General features: G+C 45.7%; 18 protein-coding genes, 1 pseudogene and 1 riboswitch. All 19 genes and pseudogenes read left to right on the top strand.

Going from position 1 to position 17,178, the window contains the following annotated elements; all coding sequences use genetic code 11:
• The first annotated feature begins 78 nt into the window (after positions 1-78).
• The 19 genes and pseudogenes from H8Z76_RS09740 to H8Z76_RS09825 all read left to right on the top strand — a co-directional run bounded on the left by H8Z76_RS09740 (position 79) and on the right by H8Z76_RS09825 (position 17,019).
• Complete coding sequence (locus H8Z76_RS09740; protein ID WP_186982367.1) at positions 79-780, top strand: ABC transporter ATP-binding protein; 702 nt, start codon at positions 79-81, stop codon at positions 778-780.
• A gap of 1 nt (position 781) precedes the next feature.
• Complete coding sequence (locus H8Z76_RS09745) at positions 782-3,511, top strand: ABC transporter permease (RefSeq protein WP_186982368.1); 2,730 nt, start codon at positions 782-784, stop codon at positions 3,509-3,511.
• A 141-nt stretch (positions 3,512-3,652) separates the two neighbouring features.
• The gene (locus tag H8Z76_RS09750; RefSeq protein ID WP_186982369.1) at positions 3,653-3,955 is read left to right on the top strand and encodes an AzlD domain-containing protein; all 303 of its coding nucleotides are present in this window, start codon (positions 3,653-3,655) and stop codon (positions 3,953-3,955) included.
• A 105-nt stretch (positions 3,956-4,060) separates the two neighbouring features.
• Positions 4,061-5,095, top strand: a complete 1,035-nt coding sequence (locus tag H8Z76_RS09755) for a substrate-binding domain-containing protein (protein WP_186982370.1) — start codon at positions 4,061-4,063, stop codon at positions 5,093-5,095.
• A 13-nt stretch (positions 5,096-5,108) separates the two neighbouring features.
• A complete protein-coding gene (locus H8Z76_RS09760; protein WP_186982371.1) occupies positions 5,109-6,821 on the top strand; it encodes a methyl-accepting chemotaxis protein in 1,713 nt (570 codons plus the stop codon).
• Positions 6,822-7,068: 247 nt separating this feature from the next.
• Complete coding sequence (locus H8Z76_RS09765) at positions 7,069-7,461, top strand: DUF6608 family protein (protein ID WP_186982372.1); 393 nt, start codon at positions 7,069-7,071, stop codon at positions 7,459-7,461.
• 12 nt (positions 7,462-7,473) lie between these two features.
• A complete protein-coding gene (locus H8Z76_RS09770; protein ID WP_186982373.1) occupies positions 7,474-7,935 on the top strand; it encodes a LytTR family DNA-binding domain-containing protein in 462 nt (153 codons plus the stop codon).
• Complete coding sequence (locus tag H8Z76_RS09775) at positions 7,932-8,372, top strand: DUF6608 family protein (RefSeq protein WP_186982374.1); 441 nt, start codon at positions 7,932-7,934, stop codon at positions 8,370-8,372. The genes H8Z76_RS09770 and H8Z76_RS09775 overlap by 4 nt, the downstream gene beginning before the upstream one ends.
• A 47-nt stretch (positions 8,373-8,419) precedes the next feature.
• Entirely contained in the window at positions 8,420-9,475 is a 1,056-nt protein-coding gene (rsmH, locus tag H8Z76_RS09780; RefSeq protein WP_022515704.1) for a 16S rRNA (cytosine(1402)-N(4))-methyltransferase RsmH, read from the top strand.
• A 23-nt stretch (positions 9,476-9,498) separates the two neighbouring features.
• The gene (locus tag H8Z76_RS09785; RefSeq protein WP_186982375.1) at positions 9,499-10,005 is read left to right on the top strand and encodes a GNAT family N-acetyltransferase; all 507 of its coding nucleotides are present in this window, start codon (positions 9,499-9,501) and stop codon (positions 10,003-10,005) included.
• 36 nt (positions 10,006-10,041) lie between these two features.
• Entirely contained in the window at positions 10,042-10,380 is a 339-nt protein-coding gene (locus tag H8Z76_RS09790; RefSeq protein WP_186982376.1) for an alpha/beta hydrolase fold domain-containing protein, read from the top strand.
• Positions 10,381-10,422: 42 nt separating this feature from the next.
• A complete protein-coding gene (locus tag H8Z76_RS13785; protein ID WP_279287697.1) occupies positions 10,423-10,557 on the top strand; it encodes a hypothetical protein in 135 nt (44 codons plus the stop codon).
• Between the two features lie 21 nt (positions 10,558-10,578).
• Complete coding sequence (locus H8Z76_RS09795; RefSeq protein WP_186982377.1) at positions 10,579-11,946, top strand: ATP-binding protein; 1,368 nt, start codon at positions 10,579-10,581, stop codon at positions 11,944-11,946.
• 145 nt (positions 11,947-12,091) lie between these two features.
• Positions 12,092-12,184: riboswitch (glycine riboswitch) on the top strand.
• 105 nt (positions 12,185-12,289) lie between these two features.
• Complete coding sequence (locus tag H8Z76_RS09800) at positions 12,290-13,717, top strand: alanine/glycine:cation symporter family protein (protein WP_186982378.1); 1,428 nt, start codon at positions 12,290-12,292, stop codon at positions 13,715-13,717.
• An 87-nt stretch (positions 13,718-13,804) separates the two neighbouring features.
• The gene (locus tag H8Z76_RS09805) at positions 13,805-14,536 is read left to right on the top strand and encodes a MerR family transcriptional regulator (protein WP_186982379.1); all 732 of its coding nucleotides are present in this window, start codon (positions 13,805-13,807) and stop codon (positions 14,534-14,536) included.
• Between the two features lie 223 nt (positions 14,537-14,759).
• The gene (locus H8Z76_RS09810; RefSeq protein WP_186982380.1) at positions 14,760-15,191 is read left to right on the top strand and encodes an SseB family protein; all 432 of its coding nucleotides are present in this window, start codon (positions 14,760-14,762) and stop codon (positions 15,189-15,191) included.
• Positions 15,191-15,727, top strand: coding sequence for a transglutaminase domain-containing protein (locus H8Z76_RS09815; RefSeq protein WP_186982381.1), 537 nt, complete (start codon positions 15,191-15,193; stop codon positions 15,725-15,727). The genes H8Z76_RS09810 and H8Z76_RS09815 overlap by 1 nt, the downstream gene beginning before the upstream one ends.
• Positions 15,728-15,796: 69 nt before the next feature.
• Positions 15,797-16,456, top strand: a pseudogene (locus H8Z76_RS13900) (PDDEXK nuclease domain-containing protein); the annotation flags it as partial.
• A gap of 137 nt (positions 16,457-16,593) precedes the next feature.
• Positions 16,594-17,019 carry a ClbS/DfsB family four-helix bundle protein gene (locus H8Z76_RS09825; RefSeq protein ID WP_186982382.1) on the top strand — a complete coding sequence of 142 codons (426 nt, stop codon included), beginning with the start codon at positions 16,594-16,596 and terminating at the stop codon, positions 17,017-17,019.
• Positions 17,020-17,178: the final 159 nt, after the last annotated feature.

Consider the following 17,178-nt stretch of genomic DNA (forward strand, 5'->3'; position numbering starts at 1 on the left):
GCCTGAAATTTTTTGAAGCCAACATAACGCTGTTATGTTAATGAGAATTTTTATAAATAAGGGAATGAGGAGGATGTTATGTACTTAGAAGTGAAAAATCTGAAAAAAAGTTATGGTGAAAAGGGCAGCTACATGCAGGTGCTGAAAGGAATCTCAACAGGAGTAGAAAAGGGTGAGATGTGCGTCATCCAGGGAACCGGCGGTTCCGGAAAATCAACATTTTTAAACTGTGTTGGCGGTCTGGATACGGTCGAGTCCGGTTCTATCTGCGTGGACGGGACAGAGATCGTCGGATTAAAGCAAAACGAGCTGTCGGAATACCGCAGGGCAAATCTTGGATTCATTTTTCAGTTTTATAATCTTGTGCCGAATCTGACCGTAAAGGAAAATATCCAGGTGTGTGAGTATCTGACAGATCAGCCGCTTTCACTTTCCGACCTTTTGGAGACACTGGGGCTCACCGAGCATCAGAACAAGTTCCCGGCGCAGCTTTCCGGTGGACAGCAGCAGCGCTGCGCGATCGCAAGGGCATTGATCAAAAATCCGAAGCTCCTGCTCTGTGATGAACCGACCGGAGCGCTGGATTCTAAAACATCGAGAGACATTCTGATACTGCTTGAGGAGATCAACCGGAAGTACGGCACGACCATGCTCATCGTCACGCATAACAATTCCATCAAAAACATGGTACACCGGGTCATTATGATAAAAGATGGACAGATCAGCCGGGAATACTGCAACGAGACACGGATCCCGGCAGCAGAATTGGAGGATTTGTAATATGCAGAAGATTTTACGAAAAAGGATCATCCGGGATCTGAAAGAAAATCTGTTCCGGTATCTGGCGCTTGGTGTCCTTATCATTTTGGGCATGTATCTGATCGTTAGCCTGGTTGGCGCTGCCGAGACTATCATTGAACAGACGGCATCCATTGCCGAAAAAAATCATCTGGAAGATGGGGAATTTGGCGTGTTTGTACCGCTCACCGCATCCGAACTGGACAAACTGGGAGAAAAGGGTGTGGACATAGAGCCTATCTGTTATCTGGACTTTTCGCAAGGGAAAAAGGGGACGCTCCGGGTATTTAAAAACCGCGAGAACATCGATCTGGTGGAACTGGATGATGGAAATCTGGCAAAAAAAGCCGGGGAAGTGGTTCTGGAAAAAAGATACTGTGAGGAAAATGAGATCCATGTAGGAGATAAGATAAAGATCGCGGGAACTTCCTATCAGGTGGTGGGCATCGGTTCCACACCGGATTATGACGCGCCATACCGCAATCTGTCGGACAGCAGTGTAGAGAGCAGTCAGTTTGGCACGGCATTTGTAACGGCGGATGCCTATGAGACACTGCAAAGATCCGGGCAGAGCGAAAAGGCGGAACAGTATCAGTATGCTTACCGGTTAAATGGGAAAATGACGGATGACGTATTCAAAGAAAAGGTAAAGAAGCTTGCGTTTACACCAGAGGAAGTGGAGGATCCGTATTTTACAGAGTACTGGGACAGAACCGCAGGGAAAAAAGAGGATATGGAAAACGGCATCCAGGATCTTTTTACGGGTGCGGAAGAATTAAACGACGCGCTTGTGGAGCTGTCAGCGCACAATGAGGATCTTACCGATGGCGCGGGCGAGATCTTTGACGCGTTTCTTAAAGAGGCAAACAGCGGGCTTTTGCCGTATGGTCTGCCAAAGACACTGACCGAGGATAATTTTGAAGAAGTGTTAGAAGATATGAAGGCGGATTCAGACAATGCGCTGTTTCGTCTGAAATTGAACTCCATACGGGATGAGTTAAAGGCATTAAAATCCTATAAGGATGGAGTTGTCAGCTATACTGACGCGGTGGGAGAGACTGCGGACGGGAGTACCGAGTTAAAAGACGGGATCTCGGAATTAAAAGAGCAGTCCGACGAACTGTTTGATACTTATTTTAAGGTAGAAACGAACAACCTCACATTTTTCCTTTCCGCTGATGAAAATCCGAGAATCGGTGCGGCGGCGGACGATCAGCAGATCAACAAATTCGCGGGACTGGTCGCAGGTGTCATCATCATGATCCTGTTCACCTATGTGATCTCCGTGTTTATCATCCATGGGATCGAAAAGGAGAGCAGCGTGATCGGAGCGCTCTATGCGCTTGGCGTGACGAGAAAAGATCTGATCTTTCATTACCTTTCGCTTCCGGTAATGGTGACCTTTTTATCCGGGCTCATCGGTACGGTGATCGGATTCAGCAAGTGGGGCGTTCCGGTACAGATGCAGGACTGCTATAACTATTTTTCCGTACCACAGATGCCGGTCGTATTCCCGTCGTATCTTCTGGTATACAGCCTGATCATGCCGAGTCTGGTCGCGGTTATTGTCAACTGTCTGGCCATCTGGAAACATCTTTCCAGACCGGTGCTCGCAATGTTGAAAAAAGAGCAGAAAGAGAGCAGGATCAAAAATCTCGACCTTGGAAATATGGGCTTTGTGAGCCGGTTCCGCATCCGTCAGATGCTGCGTGAATACCGGAGCGGATTTGCGGTCATCCTCGGGATGTTCATTTCACTGCTGATCTTAATGATCGGCGTGGACTGCTATGCGCTTTGCGAACATGTCAGAACCGGAAGCATCGAGGATACAAAATACGAGTACATGTACACCTACAAATATCCGGATGAGACAGTCCCGGATGGCGGTGAGGCGGCATACGCGAAAACCTTAAAAAAAGAGGTTCTGGGATACAATCTGGATGTCACGGTACTTGGGCTCGAGGAAAATAACCCATATTTTGATGTGACAGTGCCGGATGAAAAAAATAAAGTTGTGCTCGCGTCAGCCATGGCACAGAAATATGGACTGAAAGAGGGCGATGTGTTCGTCTTGCAGGACGAAGATACCGATATGGATTATGCGTTTGAAGTGGCAGGCATCACAAAGTATACACCTGGATTTTATGTGTTTATGGACATTGAACAGATGCGGGAGCTGTTCGGGGAGGACAAGGAATATTACAATGTGGTCTTTTCCGACCATGCGCTCTCCATCGATGCCGGAAAACTCTATGCGACCACGACACGGGCAGAGGTCGAAAAAGCGTCTGGCGTATTTACCAGGATGATGATGCCTATGATCTACATGATGATCGGCGTGTCTGCGTTCATATTTTTCGTGGTCATGTATCTGATGATGAAAGTCATGATCGACCGGTCGTCCTATGGAATATCACTTCTTATGGTATTTGGTTACCGCGGGAAAGAATTAAAGAAACTTTATCTGAATGGGAATTTTTATATGGTCGCGGTGGGAGCGGCGATCTGCCTTCCGGTTTCCAAGATCGTGATGAATGCGATGTACCCGTACCTGGTGTCCAATGTTGCCTGCGGTCTGGATCTTGGTCTGTCCTGGCAGATCTACGCCGACATCTATGTGGCGATCTTAGTGTTATATTTTATCATCAATTACCTTTTGGTAAGGCGGCTCGGCAAGATCGTTCCGGCAGAATTTTTGAAAAACAGAGAGTAAAAACCTGCGAAAAAAATTAAAAAAAGTGCACTATCGCTTCATTGATGGACATCAAATGAAAGCATTGTATAATAAAAATGAGAATGAAGGGACTTATTTTACAGCCTGTCTTTTGTCGCGCTATTTTCGAGATGCTACTGGATGATCGGAGCCGTGGCGGGCGGTGTGCTCGGATCGCTCATTCCGTTTGAACTGGAGGGCATTGATTTTTGCATGACAGCGCTGTTTGTGATCATTTTCATCGATCAGTGGGAGAAGGCGAAGGATCATTTCCCGGCGCTCATCGTATACTGTTTAAAGGATGTCCGTACCGATTTTGGAGGCAAGGGGATCTGCCAGCTGATCGCGGTGGCAGTGGTTGCACTCAGCTATAAATGGAAATATAACACATTCATAAGTATCATCGCGGGGACAGCATGTTATATGCTCCTGCTTTCAATGTGAAAAAATATACAATGATTCTTGCAAAATATACACCATTTTTGCAAAATTTTGACAGTTCCAGACCAAATAGTGTATAATATACGAAAAGTAAAGGGGGCAATACAGATGAGAAAAAAATTGGCAATACTTTGCGGAATATGTGTAGGAACTATGCTGATGGGATGCGGTGCAACGACAACACCGGAGATCATTATGCCGGATGAACCGATGGCTTCAGCTGCCGCGGAAGCAAGTACGGCAAGTGACGCGCAGACGAACGATACGGCAAAATCCGATGATGCGTCAAAGACAACAACCTCTGGAAACAGTTATACCGTCTATCTGATCACGATGGATCTGACAGACAGTTACTGGCAGTCCATCGATAACGGATGCCAGGCAGCAGCAAAAGAGATCGGAAATATTACTTATAAATGGATCGGACCGGATTCACATGATGATGCACTGCAGAGCGCATGTATCGATGAAGCGGTGGCAAATGGAGCGAATGCGATCTTGATCGCGGCAAACAGCGCGGATGGTGTCAATGACAGCTTAAAGGCGGCAGCGGATGCCGGCTGCAAGATCGTATATGTGGACAGTGCCGCAAGCTTTGACTGTGTGACAGCGCTTGCTACCGATAATGAAAAAGCAGGACAGACCGCAGGAGAAACCATGATACAGGATTTAAAGGACAATGGTATTGAGAGCGGTACGATCGGCATCATGGGCGTAACACAGGATACCGCATCGTGTGTTGCCAGAGAACAGGGATTCCGTGAGGCGTTTGAGGGAACCGGTTACACACTGGCGGATACGGTATACATGGAGGATGATGCGAGCAAAGTCGCAGCAGCAGTCACAGACGGACTGGGCAGCGGTTATGTAGGATTCTTCGGTACAAATGAGGGAACGACCGTAGCGATCGGTGACGCGTTAAAGGATGCCGGTACTGAGAGCAATGTCGTTGGTTTTGATACTTCGGACGCAGTTCTTTCTCTGGTATCGGATGGCGTTGTTTACGCAACCATGCAGCAGAATCCGGAAGTAATGGGACATGACGGATTGGAGATCGCGATCCAGGCATTAGAAGGAGAATATACGGATACAAATACAAAGACAGATACCGGTGTTACCGTAATCACAAAAGACGCAATGTAAGGAGGAGATCGGAATGAAGGCAAAGTTCAGATTTAAGCAGAAGATGCTGACCTTGTGTTGTGTGCCGTTAGTACTTCTTACCGTTATTTCTGTGGTGATCGGTCTGATACAGTTTAAAGACGGTATGTATAAGGAGACCAAAAACAGTTTGCATTCCAGCGCGATCGCGGCGTTAAATCTCTACGACAGTCAGGGATACGGCGATTACGCGTTAAAAGACGATGGAAATGTCTGGCGTGGAATGAACTTTGATGTTTCCACGGAAACCTTTATCGTAGACGGCTTAAAAGAAAAGACCGGCGTCGATATTACATTCTTTTATAAGGATACGGCAGTTATGACCTCCATCACCAATGAGGACAATGCGAGATGGATGGGAATGCAGGCGGGCGACAATATCAAAAACTATACCCTGGCGCAGGGCGCGGAGCTCTGGTACAAAAACATTGTCATTGATGACAAAATGTGCCATGCCTATATTATCCCGATCACACAGTCCAGCGACGGAAGCGTGATCGGCGCGATCATGGCATCCCAGTCGGCAGATGAATTAAACCAGGTTGTAAACCGTTATATCTTTATCAGTGTTGCGGTTTCCTTAGTGATCTTACTTGCGGTTATCATCTTCATTTTCTGGTACATCGGCGCGCTGACCAAAGTGCTGCACGATGTGAGACGTGTCCTGCTCAAAGTTTCCATGGGTGATCTTTCGGATGACCGTCTGATCAAAACAAAGAGAATGGACGAGTTCGGGGAACTTGCACAGGGAACCGAAAAACTGCGGATCAAGATATCAGAACTTTTATCCGAGACGCAGCTTGGCACCGTCAAATTAAAAGAAGCGGTAGAACGCTTAAATGTCACGTCAGATCAGGTTATTTCCGCGGCGAAAGAGACAAGCTCCAATGTTGAGAAGATCAACACCACGGCAAATGTACAGAGAGACGAGACAAAGAACGCGACAAAAGATGTGGAAATGTCGAATCAGGCGATCAACCTTATGCTGGATCAGATCAAGGATATTGATGAGCTGTCCAATGAGATGGAGCGCTCCGCAAAAGAAAGCCAGCGTATCTTAGAGGGACTTTTGGAGAGCAGCAAAGTTTCGCAGGAGACCGCAAAAGATATCAGCGCTCAGGTGGCAGTCACCAATGAGTCTGTTCAGCAGATCAAGAGCGTGACGGAATACATTACAGACATCGCGGAAGAAACGAACCTGCTCGCGTTAAATGCAAGTATCGAGGCGGCAAGAGCCGGAGATGCGGGCAAGGGATTTGCGGTTGTTGCGCAGCAGATCCAGAAGCTGGCGGAACAGTCAAACAACTCTGCGGCGCAGATCGGTGAAAATATTCAGGAACTGGTCAACAAGACCGAGGGAATCGTAAGTGCCATGGCTATGATCGGTGACACATTAAAGGCCCAGGAGACAAGCGTAGATCAGACAAAGAAAATTTTCGACGAACTGAGCGAGAGTATTATCAATGTAAACCGCAAAGAATCCGATATGCAAAAGAATGTCGGAGACATGACACAGGCAAAAGAAAACATGTCACAGCTGATCGCAGGTCTTGCAGACTCTGCGGAGGACAGTGCGGCAGTTTCTGAGAATGCGGAGAGCATGACAGAGCAGATGGTTGCCGAGATGGAAGGTCTTGCGTCCTTAACGTCCGATCTTACAGAACTGGCAAATAAATTAAATGAAAACCTTGAGAAGTTCCTGGCATAAGGCCGGATCCTTCTTTTGAAAAATCGCGCAAGCCTGATGTGATGGTCTGCGCGATTTTTGTGTCATGTGTCATGGCGATGGGGCAAATGGATGCCATGCCTGTACAGGTTTCCGTTTGACGCCCGCCGCTGCAACATGGACATCGTAACATGCAGGTTGCGCAGTCAGAGGTTGCGCAAAGGGAACTGCGCTTCTATGATACCGTTAAAGGCAATTCTTAAAAAGAGAAGAGAGGATGGTATCAGAAATGAAACAGAAAATAAAAAAGGCAGCAGTTCTTTACTGCGTCATCTATACGGTGGTAACGATCTTAAACAGTGTGTTATATCTCGCAAATGGGATCTATGAGGATCCGAGCGGAAACTGGCATGAACTGACCCGGGCGGTGATCGTGCTGATCGGGATCATGGCCTGGCTTCTCGCATGCAGCCTGCCGATCCGGCAGCCGTTCTTAAAGGCACTGGTGATTTATGTGCCAACAATGGGACTGGTGTTTTTTCTCGTGTTTTTAAGCGGGTTTATCGATCCGCTTGCAAAACATGCGTATCGCGATATTTTTATCAATTATACCGGTCTTTTTGTTATAATATCAGTAGTGAGCCGGATCGTGGATGGGATCAGGAAACGAAAAAAGAATTAAAGGAATCGGAAGATGAAATTTAAAAAGACCAGAGAAGAGAAACTTGCGGAAAATTATGTGGAACTGCATTACCGGACGATGGATGCTGAGGCGCAGGAGGTCGAACGGCTCCTCGGCGGAAAAAGTCTGCTGCTTGGGAGACAGGAAAATGAGTCGCGGCTCATAGCACCGGAGGATGTGTTTTATCTCGAGGTGGTAGACCGGCGGCTCTATGTGTATCTGGAAAACGAAGTCTGGCAGCTCGATAGCGGTCTGCAGGAGGTCGTGGATGCATATGGCAGATACGGGTTCGTCCGGACGACAAAGTCGATGGCAGTCAATATCGGAAAAGTAAAGAGCATTACGAGTGACATCAATGCACGGATACGGCTGCAGCTTTGCAATGAGGAAGAGATTATCATGAATCGGGCTTATAAGAAAGCATTTTATCAGAAGCTCGGGGAATATTGTAAGAAAGCGGGGAAAATAGAATGAAGCCGGGAAAAGAAAAAATAAAGAGTTATCTCAAAACGGTCTGTGTCGTGTATACATGTCTGGTGCTTGGGAAGGTGATCCTGGAAAATGTGACGGGGCGGCTGGACGGATCGTATGGAACCAATTTTCTGATCATGTTTCTGATCGCGTGTCTTGCGACTGCTGTGTTAGATTCCTATGGAAAACTGCAGGAGTTTCCGCTGATCCCGGTCATTATCGGGCAGTATCTTGTAGTCATCGGGCTGGTGCTTGGCTGTGTTTTCCTTGCGGACAGACTGGGGCTTACAGAGATCACAAAAAGCGGGTATCTGGATCTGTTTTTCTCTGTCACGGTGCCGTATGTGATCGGAGCCATCGTTTATTATGTGTCCTTTTTTCAGGAAATACGAAAAGCAAACCGCATGATCCGGGAAATGCAGTATACGAAACAGCGGTAAAATGGTATAATGACGTCACTTGATAAGGAAAAAGGAGAAGCAGGCAGATGGAACAGGAGACACAGACCACGCACAAGAGGCGTGTACATTATAAAGGAAAATATCCAAAGAAATTTGAGGAAAAATATAAGGAACTGCAGCCGGAAAAATACGGGGACACGATCGCGCATGTCATTGAAAAGGGCAATACACCGGCGGGCATGCACATTTCGATCATGGTAAAAGAGATCCTGGATTTTCTGCAGATCAAACCGGGTGAGATCGGATTTGACGCGACGCTTGGCTACGGCGGACATACGAAGGCCATGCTTGAGCGCCTTGAAGGACAGGGACACATCTACGCGACGGATGTTGACCCGGAGGAATCCGCAAAGACGAAAAAACGACTGGCGGACCTGGGCTTTGGCGAAGAGATACTTACCGTTCGCCTGCAAAATTTCTGCACGATCGATGAGATCGCAAAGGAAGTCGGCGGCTTTGATTTTATTCTGGCGGATCTTGGCGTGTCTTCCATGCAGATCGACAATCCGAAGCGCGGTTTTTCGTTTAAAGTGGATGGACCGTTGGATCTGCGTCTGAATCAGGAGGCGGGGATCAGCGCGGCGGAACGCCTCGATACGATCACAAGGGAAGAACTTGCGGGCATGCTTTATGAAAATTCGGATGAACCGTACTGTGAGGAACTCGCGAAAGCGATCACAGACGAGATCCGGAAAGGCAACCGCATCGACACGACAACAAAACTGCGGGCGGTGATCGAGAAAACACTGGATTTTCTGCCGGAAAAGGAAAAGAAGGATACCATAAAGAAGACCTGTCAGCGGACATTTCAGGCACTTCGGATCGATGTGAACCGGGAATTTGAGGTTTTGTATGAATTTATGGAAAAACTGCCGGATGCGCTGCGGCCGGGCGGACGTGTGGCGATCCTGACCTTTCATTCCGGCGAGGACAAGTTAGTAAAGCGCGCGTTAAAAGAAGGCTATAAAGCCGGTATTTATGCGGATTACGCCAAAGATGTGGTGCGGCCATCCGCACAGGAATGTGTAAAAAACGGCAGAGCGCGTTCCACAAAGATGCGCTGGGCAGTAAAGGCGGAATAAAACGGCAGTGGAGGAGACGTAAGATGTTAGAAACGAAAAGGCTGACGATCCGCCGGATCACACCTGCGGATTATAAAGAGGCATTTGCATGGAGCGGGGACGCAAGGGTCAACAAATACCTGCTGCACAATGTATTGGAGAAGTCGGAGGACATGATCCCATGGCTGGAAGGTCTGGATCAGAGTTCCGAGGATTCTTATATTACGATCCTGCATGAAAAAACAGATGGTCATGCGGTTGGGACCGTTGGATTTTTCCGGGATCCTGAGACAGATATCTGGAGTTTGGCTTATAATATCCGGTTTGATGACTGGGGAAAGGGATACGCGACCGAGGCGGCACGGGCGATCATGGATTTTGTAAGGGAAAAGCACGGGGCACATATCTTTGAAGCGGAATGCGCGGCAGAAAATATTGCAAGTGCAAAAGTCATGCAGCACCTGGGACTTACGTTTGACCGGAAATCTACTTATGCGAAACATGATGGAAGTGTGGAATTCCCGTCTGAAATATATCGACTGGAAGAATAGTTTTGTGGAAATACGGAAAGATAAGGAGTCACTCGGATGAGAAAAACTGCGGGCATTGACGTTACCCATGTGTCCATAAAATGGGACAGGGCAAAGACGGACGTGTCACCGTATGCGTCACCGGCAAGACAGACCGATTACTGCGATCTTCCGCCGGCGTATACCTTTGTCGGGACCGGAGAGCCGTTTTTGGCAGAAACCAAAACGTATATAGAAAATTTGAAAAAATGTGGCATTTCGGCCCGGATCGATATTTATGACATGGATATACATGCGTTTGATATGCTAAGACCCGGGTGGGAGGTAAGTAAACGGGCGGCGCACCGGTTCAATGAGGAGTTTTACTATGCGTCAGAGCATTATTTCGCTGAATGAGCGGTGACGGGACAGAAATGGAATATTTGCAAGATTGTTTGTGTGAAGATAAAAGTTGAGGTTGGAAAAGTTGCAAAAAAACATGAAAAATGGGTTGGAAAAGTTGCAAAAAGTAATGAAAAACAGGTTGGAAAAGTTGAAAAATTAATGTATAATCGGGTTGGAAAAGTCGCATAATATAGAGCAGAGGTGAAAGAAATGATTGAAAGATCTGCAAAATCAGCAGTTAAGGAATGGCTTTCTAATGGAAAAGACGCTTTTTTGCTTACAGGCGCGCGACAGATAGGAAAGACATATCTGATCCGGCAATGCTTAAAAGAAAATGAGTATCCTTATCTTGAACTTAATTTTATTGAGCAGCCTGAGCTTATAGAGATATTTTCCGGAGCCAAGAATGCAAAGGAATTATTAATGAGATTGAGCCTTGTTGCCGGGAAAACGCTTGAAAAGGGAAAAACAATTATCTTTCTGGATGAAATTCAGGAGTTTAAGGATATTGTTACCAGAATAAAATTTCTTGTAGAAGAAGGAAGCTTTCGCTATATTATGAGCGGTTCACTGCTTGGCGTGGAATTAAATGATCTTCGTTCGGCACCGGTAGGATATATGAGAATATATGATATGTATCCGCTTGGTTTTAAAGAATTTGCAAGGGCGGTAGGTGTTGGGACAGATATTCTTGAACTGTTAGAGAATAATTTTAAGAATAGAATTCCGATTGATGACTATGTGCATACAAAGATGTTAGATGTATTTTATCTGTATCTGATCATCGGAGGAATGCCTGAGGCGGTAGATACCTATGTGAAAACAAATGATCTGGCAAAAGTGGCGCAGGTACATGAAAAAATAATCCGTTTATATAAGAAAGATTTTTCAAAATATGAAGTGAGATATAAACTGAAACTCCGGGAAATTTATGATGCGATGCCAGGGCAGCTGGATCAGAAAAATAAGCGTTTTCAACTGAACAGTATAGAAAAGGGAATCAGCTATGACAGAGTAGCGAATGATTTCCTGTGGCTGAAAGATGCCGGAGTGGTGATTCCTGTCTATAACGTCAGTGAACCGAAACTTCCGCTTGTGATAAACGAAAACCGAAATTTGTTTAAATTGTTCTTTTCTGATGTCGGACTGCTTACAAGCTGCTATTCGAATCAGGTCAAAATTTCAATCCTGAACAAGGACAGATCCATCAATAATGGAGCACTTTTTGAAAATGTTGTTGCACAGGAATTGTTGACAAAAGGACACAGGGAATATTATTTCAACAGTAAGAAGCAGGGAGAACTCGATTTTGTTGTGGAACTTGATGGAAAGGCAGTTCCGTTAGAAATTAAGTCAGGGAAGGATTATAAGCGGCATTCTGCGTTAAACAATGTTTTAAAAAATGCGGACTATAATATTTCGGAGGCATATATTTTTTCTGAGGGAAATATAGAAGTAAATGATAAAAGGGTATATATGCCGATTTATATGATCATGTTTCTGGATAATACAAAACTGGATAATACCATATACAGGCTGGATATTGCCGGACTTGGATCACTTGGATCTGGGTTATGAAAACCTATTGACGTAAAACGTCATACATGGTAAAACTTGTTATAAAGTATATGTATATTTTCGAGATGAAGTTTGCAGGAAAATGACATTGTCTACCGAAGGAGTAAAACTCTCAGGTGCCGGAAAACCGGTGCAACTGTAAATGGATCGACTCTCTGGAGACGCCCGTATACCGGGGGCCGAAGGTGCAACATACGGATCGTATGAATCTCTCAGGCAACAGGACAGAGAAGAATATCTAACATTCTATCTTAAAGTCAGTGATGCAGTCCTGCATCTTTTTCAGGAGTTTTAGAAAATTTCATATGGAAGACAAAAGAAAAAGAGAGGCAGGAGCAGTTTTATGTGGGAAACGATCAATCATTTTCTCGGTGTAGTGGATAATTTTGTCTGGGGCGTACCGCTTATGGTGCTTATCATGGCAGGTGGAATCCTGCTTACGGTAAGACTTGGACTTCTTCAGATACGGAAGCTTCCGCTGGCGCTCAAATGGATGGTAAAAAACGAAGAGGGCGGCGACGGTGAGATTTCAAGCTTTGGTGCGCTTTGTACCGCACTCAGTGCCACGATCGGTACCGGAAATATCGTCGGTGTGGCAACTGCGGTCGGAGCAGGCGGACCGGGTGCGCTTTTCTGGATGGTAGTGGCAGCATTTTTCGGGATGGCGACCAAATATTCCGAAGGCCTTCTGGCAGTCAAGTACAGAGTGGTCGCGGAGGACGGACACAGCCTCGGCGGACCGTTTTATTATATTGAGCAGGGCATGGGTCCGAAATGGAAATGGCTTGCGAAAATATTTGCGTTTTTTGGCGTATGTGTAGGACTTTTCGGAATCGGAACGTTCAGCCAGGTAAACGGAATTTCGAGCGCGGTCAATAATTTCTTTGATCCAAACAATGCGCACAGCGTGAAGATCCTGCCATTTCTCGGATCCTATTCCTGGTCGGTGGTCATTGCGTCACTGGTGCTTTCCTTCTGCGTGGCAGCGGTGCTGATCGGCGGCGTAAAGCGTATCGCAAGTGTAAGTCAGATCGTTGTGCCGTTTATGGCGGTGATCTATGTTGTATTCGTACTGGTACTTGTGATCTGCAATATCACGGAGGTGCCGGCGGCGTTTGCAGTGATCGTAAAGGCAGCATTTTCACCGAAGGCAGTGACCGGTGGTGCGGTCGGAAGTATGATCGTAGCAATGCAAAAAGGTGTTGCGCGAGGTATCTTTTCCAATGAGGCGGGACTCGGAAGTGCCCCGATCGCAGCGGCAGCAGCTCAGACCAAGGAACCGGTGCGTCAGGGACTGGTCAGCATGACCGGAACATTTATTGACACGATCGTGATCTGTACCCTGACCGGACTTTCCATTGTGCTCACCGGAGCGTGGCAGGTGGAAGGACTGGAAGGCGTGCAGGTTACAACTTACGCATTCCAGCACGGGCTTCCGTTTCCGGCGGAGGTATCCTCCTTTGTACTGATGCTGTGTCTGGTATTTTTCGCGTTTACCACGATCCTTGGATGGGATTACTACAGTGAACGCTGTCTTGAGTATTTGAGCGGCGGAAAGATGGGATGCGTCAAAGCATTCCGCTGGATCTATATCCTTGCCGTATTTATCGGACCGTATATGACCGTAAGCGCGGTATGGACGATCGCGGATATCTTTAACGGGCTGATGGCTCTGCCAAACATGATCGCGTTGTTTGCGTTAAGCGGTGTGGTCGTAAAAGAGACAAAGCATTTCTTTGTGCGCCATAAGAACGGAGAAATCGAAGATTAAGAAAAATAGAAAAATGTGAAAAAATCTATTGACTCCTACGTTACGTCATAGACTATCCTGTACTTACACGGAAGGAGGAAACCAGAGATGAGAACAGTAAATGAGGTAAGTAAACTGACCGGAGTGAGTATACGCGCTCTGCAATATTACGACAAGATGGGATTGCTGGCACCCTCGGGGTACACAGCATCCGGTTACAGACTGTATGACGATACAGCCCTGGAAACGCTGCAGCAGATTTTACTGTTAAAAGAGCTGGAATTCCCCTTAAAGGAAATCGCGAAGATTTTATCCAGTCCCGGTTTTGACAGGGAAAAAGCATTGGATCAGCAGATCGAACTGCTTCTGTTAAAAAAGGAACATCTGGAACAGCTGATTTCTTTTGCCCGTGAAGTAAAGGAAAAAGGAGAAATCAAGATGGATTTTACAGCATTTGATACCAAAAAGATCGAGGAATATAAAGAAAGAGCGAAAGCGCAGTGGGGCGACACACCCGCCTATCAGGAATATGAAAAAAAGAACGGACACAGAAGCGCGAAAGAGGAAAATGTCGTTATGCATGGACTGTTGGAGCTTTTTGTGGAGTTTGGCGGAATGAAGGAAATGGCTGCGGATGAGAATAAACCGCAGGCACAGGTGAAAAAACTTCAGGATTATATTTCAGAGCATTTTTACCACTGCACGAATGAAATCTTAGCTGGACTTGGACAGATGTATGCGGCAGATGGCGAGTTTAAAAAGAACATCGATCATGCCGGAGGAGATGGAACGGCAGATTTCGCGGCAGAAGCGATCCGGATCTACTGCGAGAGGGCATAAAAAGTGCATGTTAGCATTGGATCCGTCTGCGGATGTGAGCGCAGTATTGACATCGTTCTTTTTCGTATGATACGATAAACAAATAAAAAAGTCGAAAAATGAGATCTCTGCCAAAAAGCAGCGATATCGGGTGTTCAAAGCACCGCCGCAGATACGGCACATCACAGAATGTGTGAAAGGTGAGGCTTTGAACACTTTTTTTCTTTCAGAAGGAGAACGACAGATGAGTGACGAAAAAAATAAAAAAACAGATGAAGGACTGCAGGGAAATGAGAAGATAGAAAGCGCGGTTGCGGCATTACAAAAAGAACCGTCCGAGGAGATGTTAGCGCATACCCTGACGGTGATCCGCAGACGCATGAACGAAAAAGGGCAGCTCATTTTGGCGGTCGAACCACCGGCGGGTGGCGGACAGTTCCTGGTACAGGCGGTTACGACCGAGGACGGACAGACCTGGTGGACGGCGTTTACCAGCTTTGAGGAAGAAGTAAAAGGCTCCGGAAGCGTGATGTCAACATTTTTAAGCGACATGGAGGAGCTCTTTACGGCAGCAGTTTCAGAAAATGGGATAAGCGGCGTGATCATCAATCCATGGAACCGGACGATCATGCTGGATAAAATGCTTTTAAAAATTATTTTGGGGAGCGATGTATAATGGAAAAAACAGATGAGATAACATGTCCGGAAGATATTTTTAACTGGATGGAAGAAAATGTGGAGTATGGCTGGCTGGATACCGAGGGAAACAGACACATAAGAGAAATGAAGGATTTTCGAAAGCAGTATCGGACCATGTCTGTGGAAGAAAGCATGAAACAAAAAATAGGAACCTGCATAGAACAGGTCGCTGTCATGCATTTTCTGCTGGATAAGATACAGATAAAGAGCAAGATGTACTGTTGCAGAATTTACGAACCGGATGATTATGGAAATCTGGAAGAAGACGAACATATGCATTGCTTTGTGCTGTTTGAAAGAGACGGAAAAATCTATCATCTGGAGCATCCGAATCCGGAAAAGAAGGGGATCTATGAATATGCGACAGAGGAAGAGGCGTTAAAGACAATCGAAGATTATTATGTCGAATTGCGCGGCGGGAAAAAAAGTCCGACCACACAGTTTTATGAAGTGCCGGTCGGTATCAGCTTTAAAGAGTTCAATGCGTATATCAATCATCAGAAGGTACAGTAGTTGAATGGTAAAAGAACAGTACAGACAGATGACTAAAAGAGTCGATGAAGATATGCAGGAAAAGGATATGATAGAAGTAATTTATATCATTGTCTGAAGTTTTATAAAACCTTTCCTGAAATTGTCGACACGGCGTGTAGACAATCCGGTATTCTGCTTTCGTGGTCGCATTATAGAACATTATTACAGGTCAAAGACCCTGAAGCTCGTGACTGGTATGAGAAAGAAGCCGCAGAACAGGCTTGGAGTGTCCGTACTTTACAGAGGAACATTTCTTCTCAGTATTATTACCGTATGCTGGGGACACAGAAAAAAGAGCTTGGAAAAGGCTATGCTTTTGTTGCAAGGCAGCAGCATATCCATACGGAGAAGCAGGACTATTATATTGACCTTGTGTTTTACAATTACATACTGAAGTGCTTTGTTCTTATTGACCTGAAAACAGAGAAGATAACGCATCAAGATGTAGGACAGATGGATATGTATATCCGGATGTATGATGAATTAAAACGCAGTGAGGGCGATAATCCGACAATCGGTATTGTACTTTGCTCCGATACAGATGATGATATTGCCCGTTATTCTGTTATGCATGGCAATGAACAGTTATTTGCTTCAAAATATAAATTGTATCTGCCGACAAAAGAAGAACTGAAAGCAGAGATTGAAACTCAAAAGGCAATGTTTTATCTTCAGCAGCAGGATGGCGAAGAACAGAAAATAGAATAGAATTTGTGCAGAATAGTAAAAGATGCATAGATGATTTTTCACAACAAACATGACATGTAGCTGTCGTGTTTAGAGTGGTATGATCATTCGGTAAGTGAAAAGTATCATAAAAACAGACTGGATATAAGGAGAGAATTATGCCAAGACCGAAGAATAAAAAAGATTTGATTACAGCAGCGAATACGGGTTATGAAAAGCTTCTTGCCATGATCGAAAACCGGACAGACGCGGAAAAAGAGACGGCGTATGATTTTTCAACGGATGAGAAGAAAAAGGAAGCGCACTGGAGGCGTGATAAAAATCTCAGGGATGTGCTGATGCATTTAAACGAATGGCACCTTTTGCTTCTGGAGTGGATCAGGAACCGGGAGAACGGAAGCAATAAGCCTTTTTTGATGGAGGGATATAACTGGAAAACCTATGGCGACATGAATATGATCTTCTACAGGAGATGTCAGAAGATCACGGAAGAGGAAGCGCTTGCCAGATTTAAGGATTCCCATAAAAAGGTGATGGAAGCACTTGAGACATTTTCCGAGGAAGAATTATTTAGTGTCTGCTGATCAAGCCGCAAACACTTGATTTTACTGACTTTTGCCCCACTTTCTGGTATAATGATAGCAAGGATTTTGACGAAAACAAATCGTTTTTCTTGCAGTTTTTTACAGATTTTGAGCATACGAGGGACTAAAACAATGTACAAACCGATCGACAAGCTACAG

Source organism: Roseburia yibonii, assembly GCF_014297335.1.
Classification (GTDB): domain Bacteria; phylum Bacillota; class Clostridia; order Lachnospirales; family Lachnospiraceae; genus Roseburia_D; species Roseburia_D yibonii.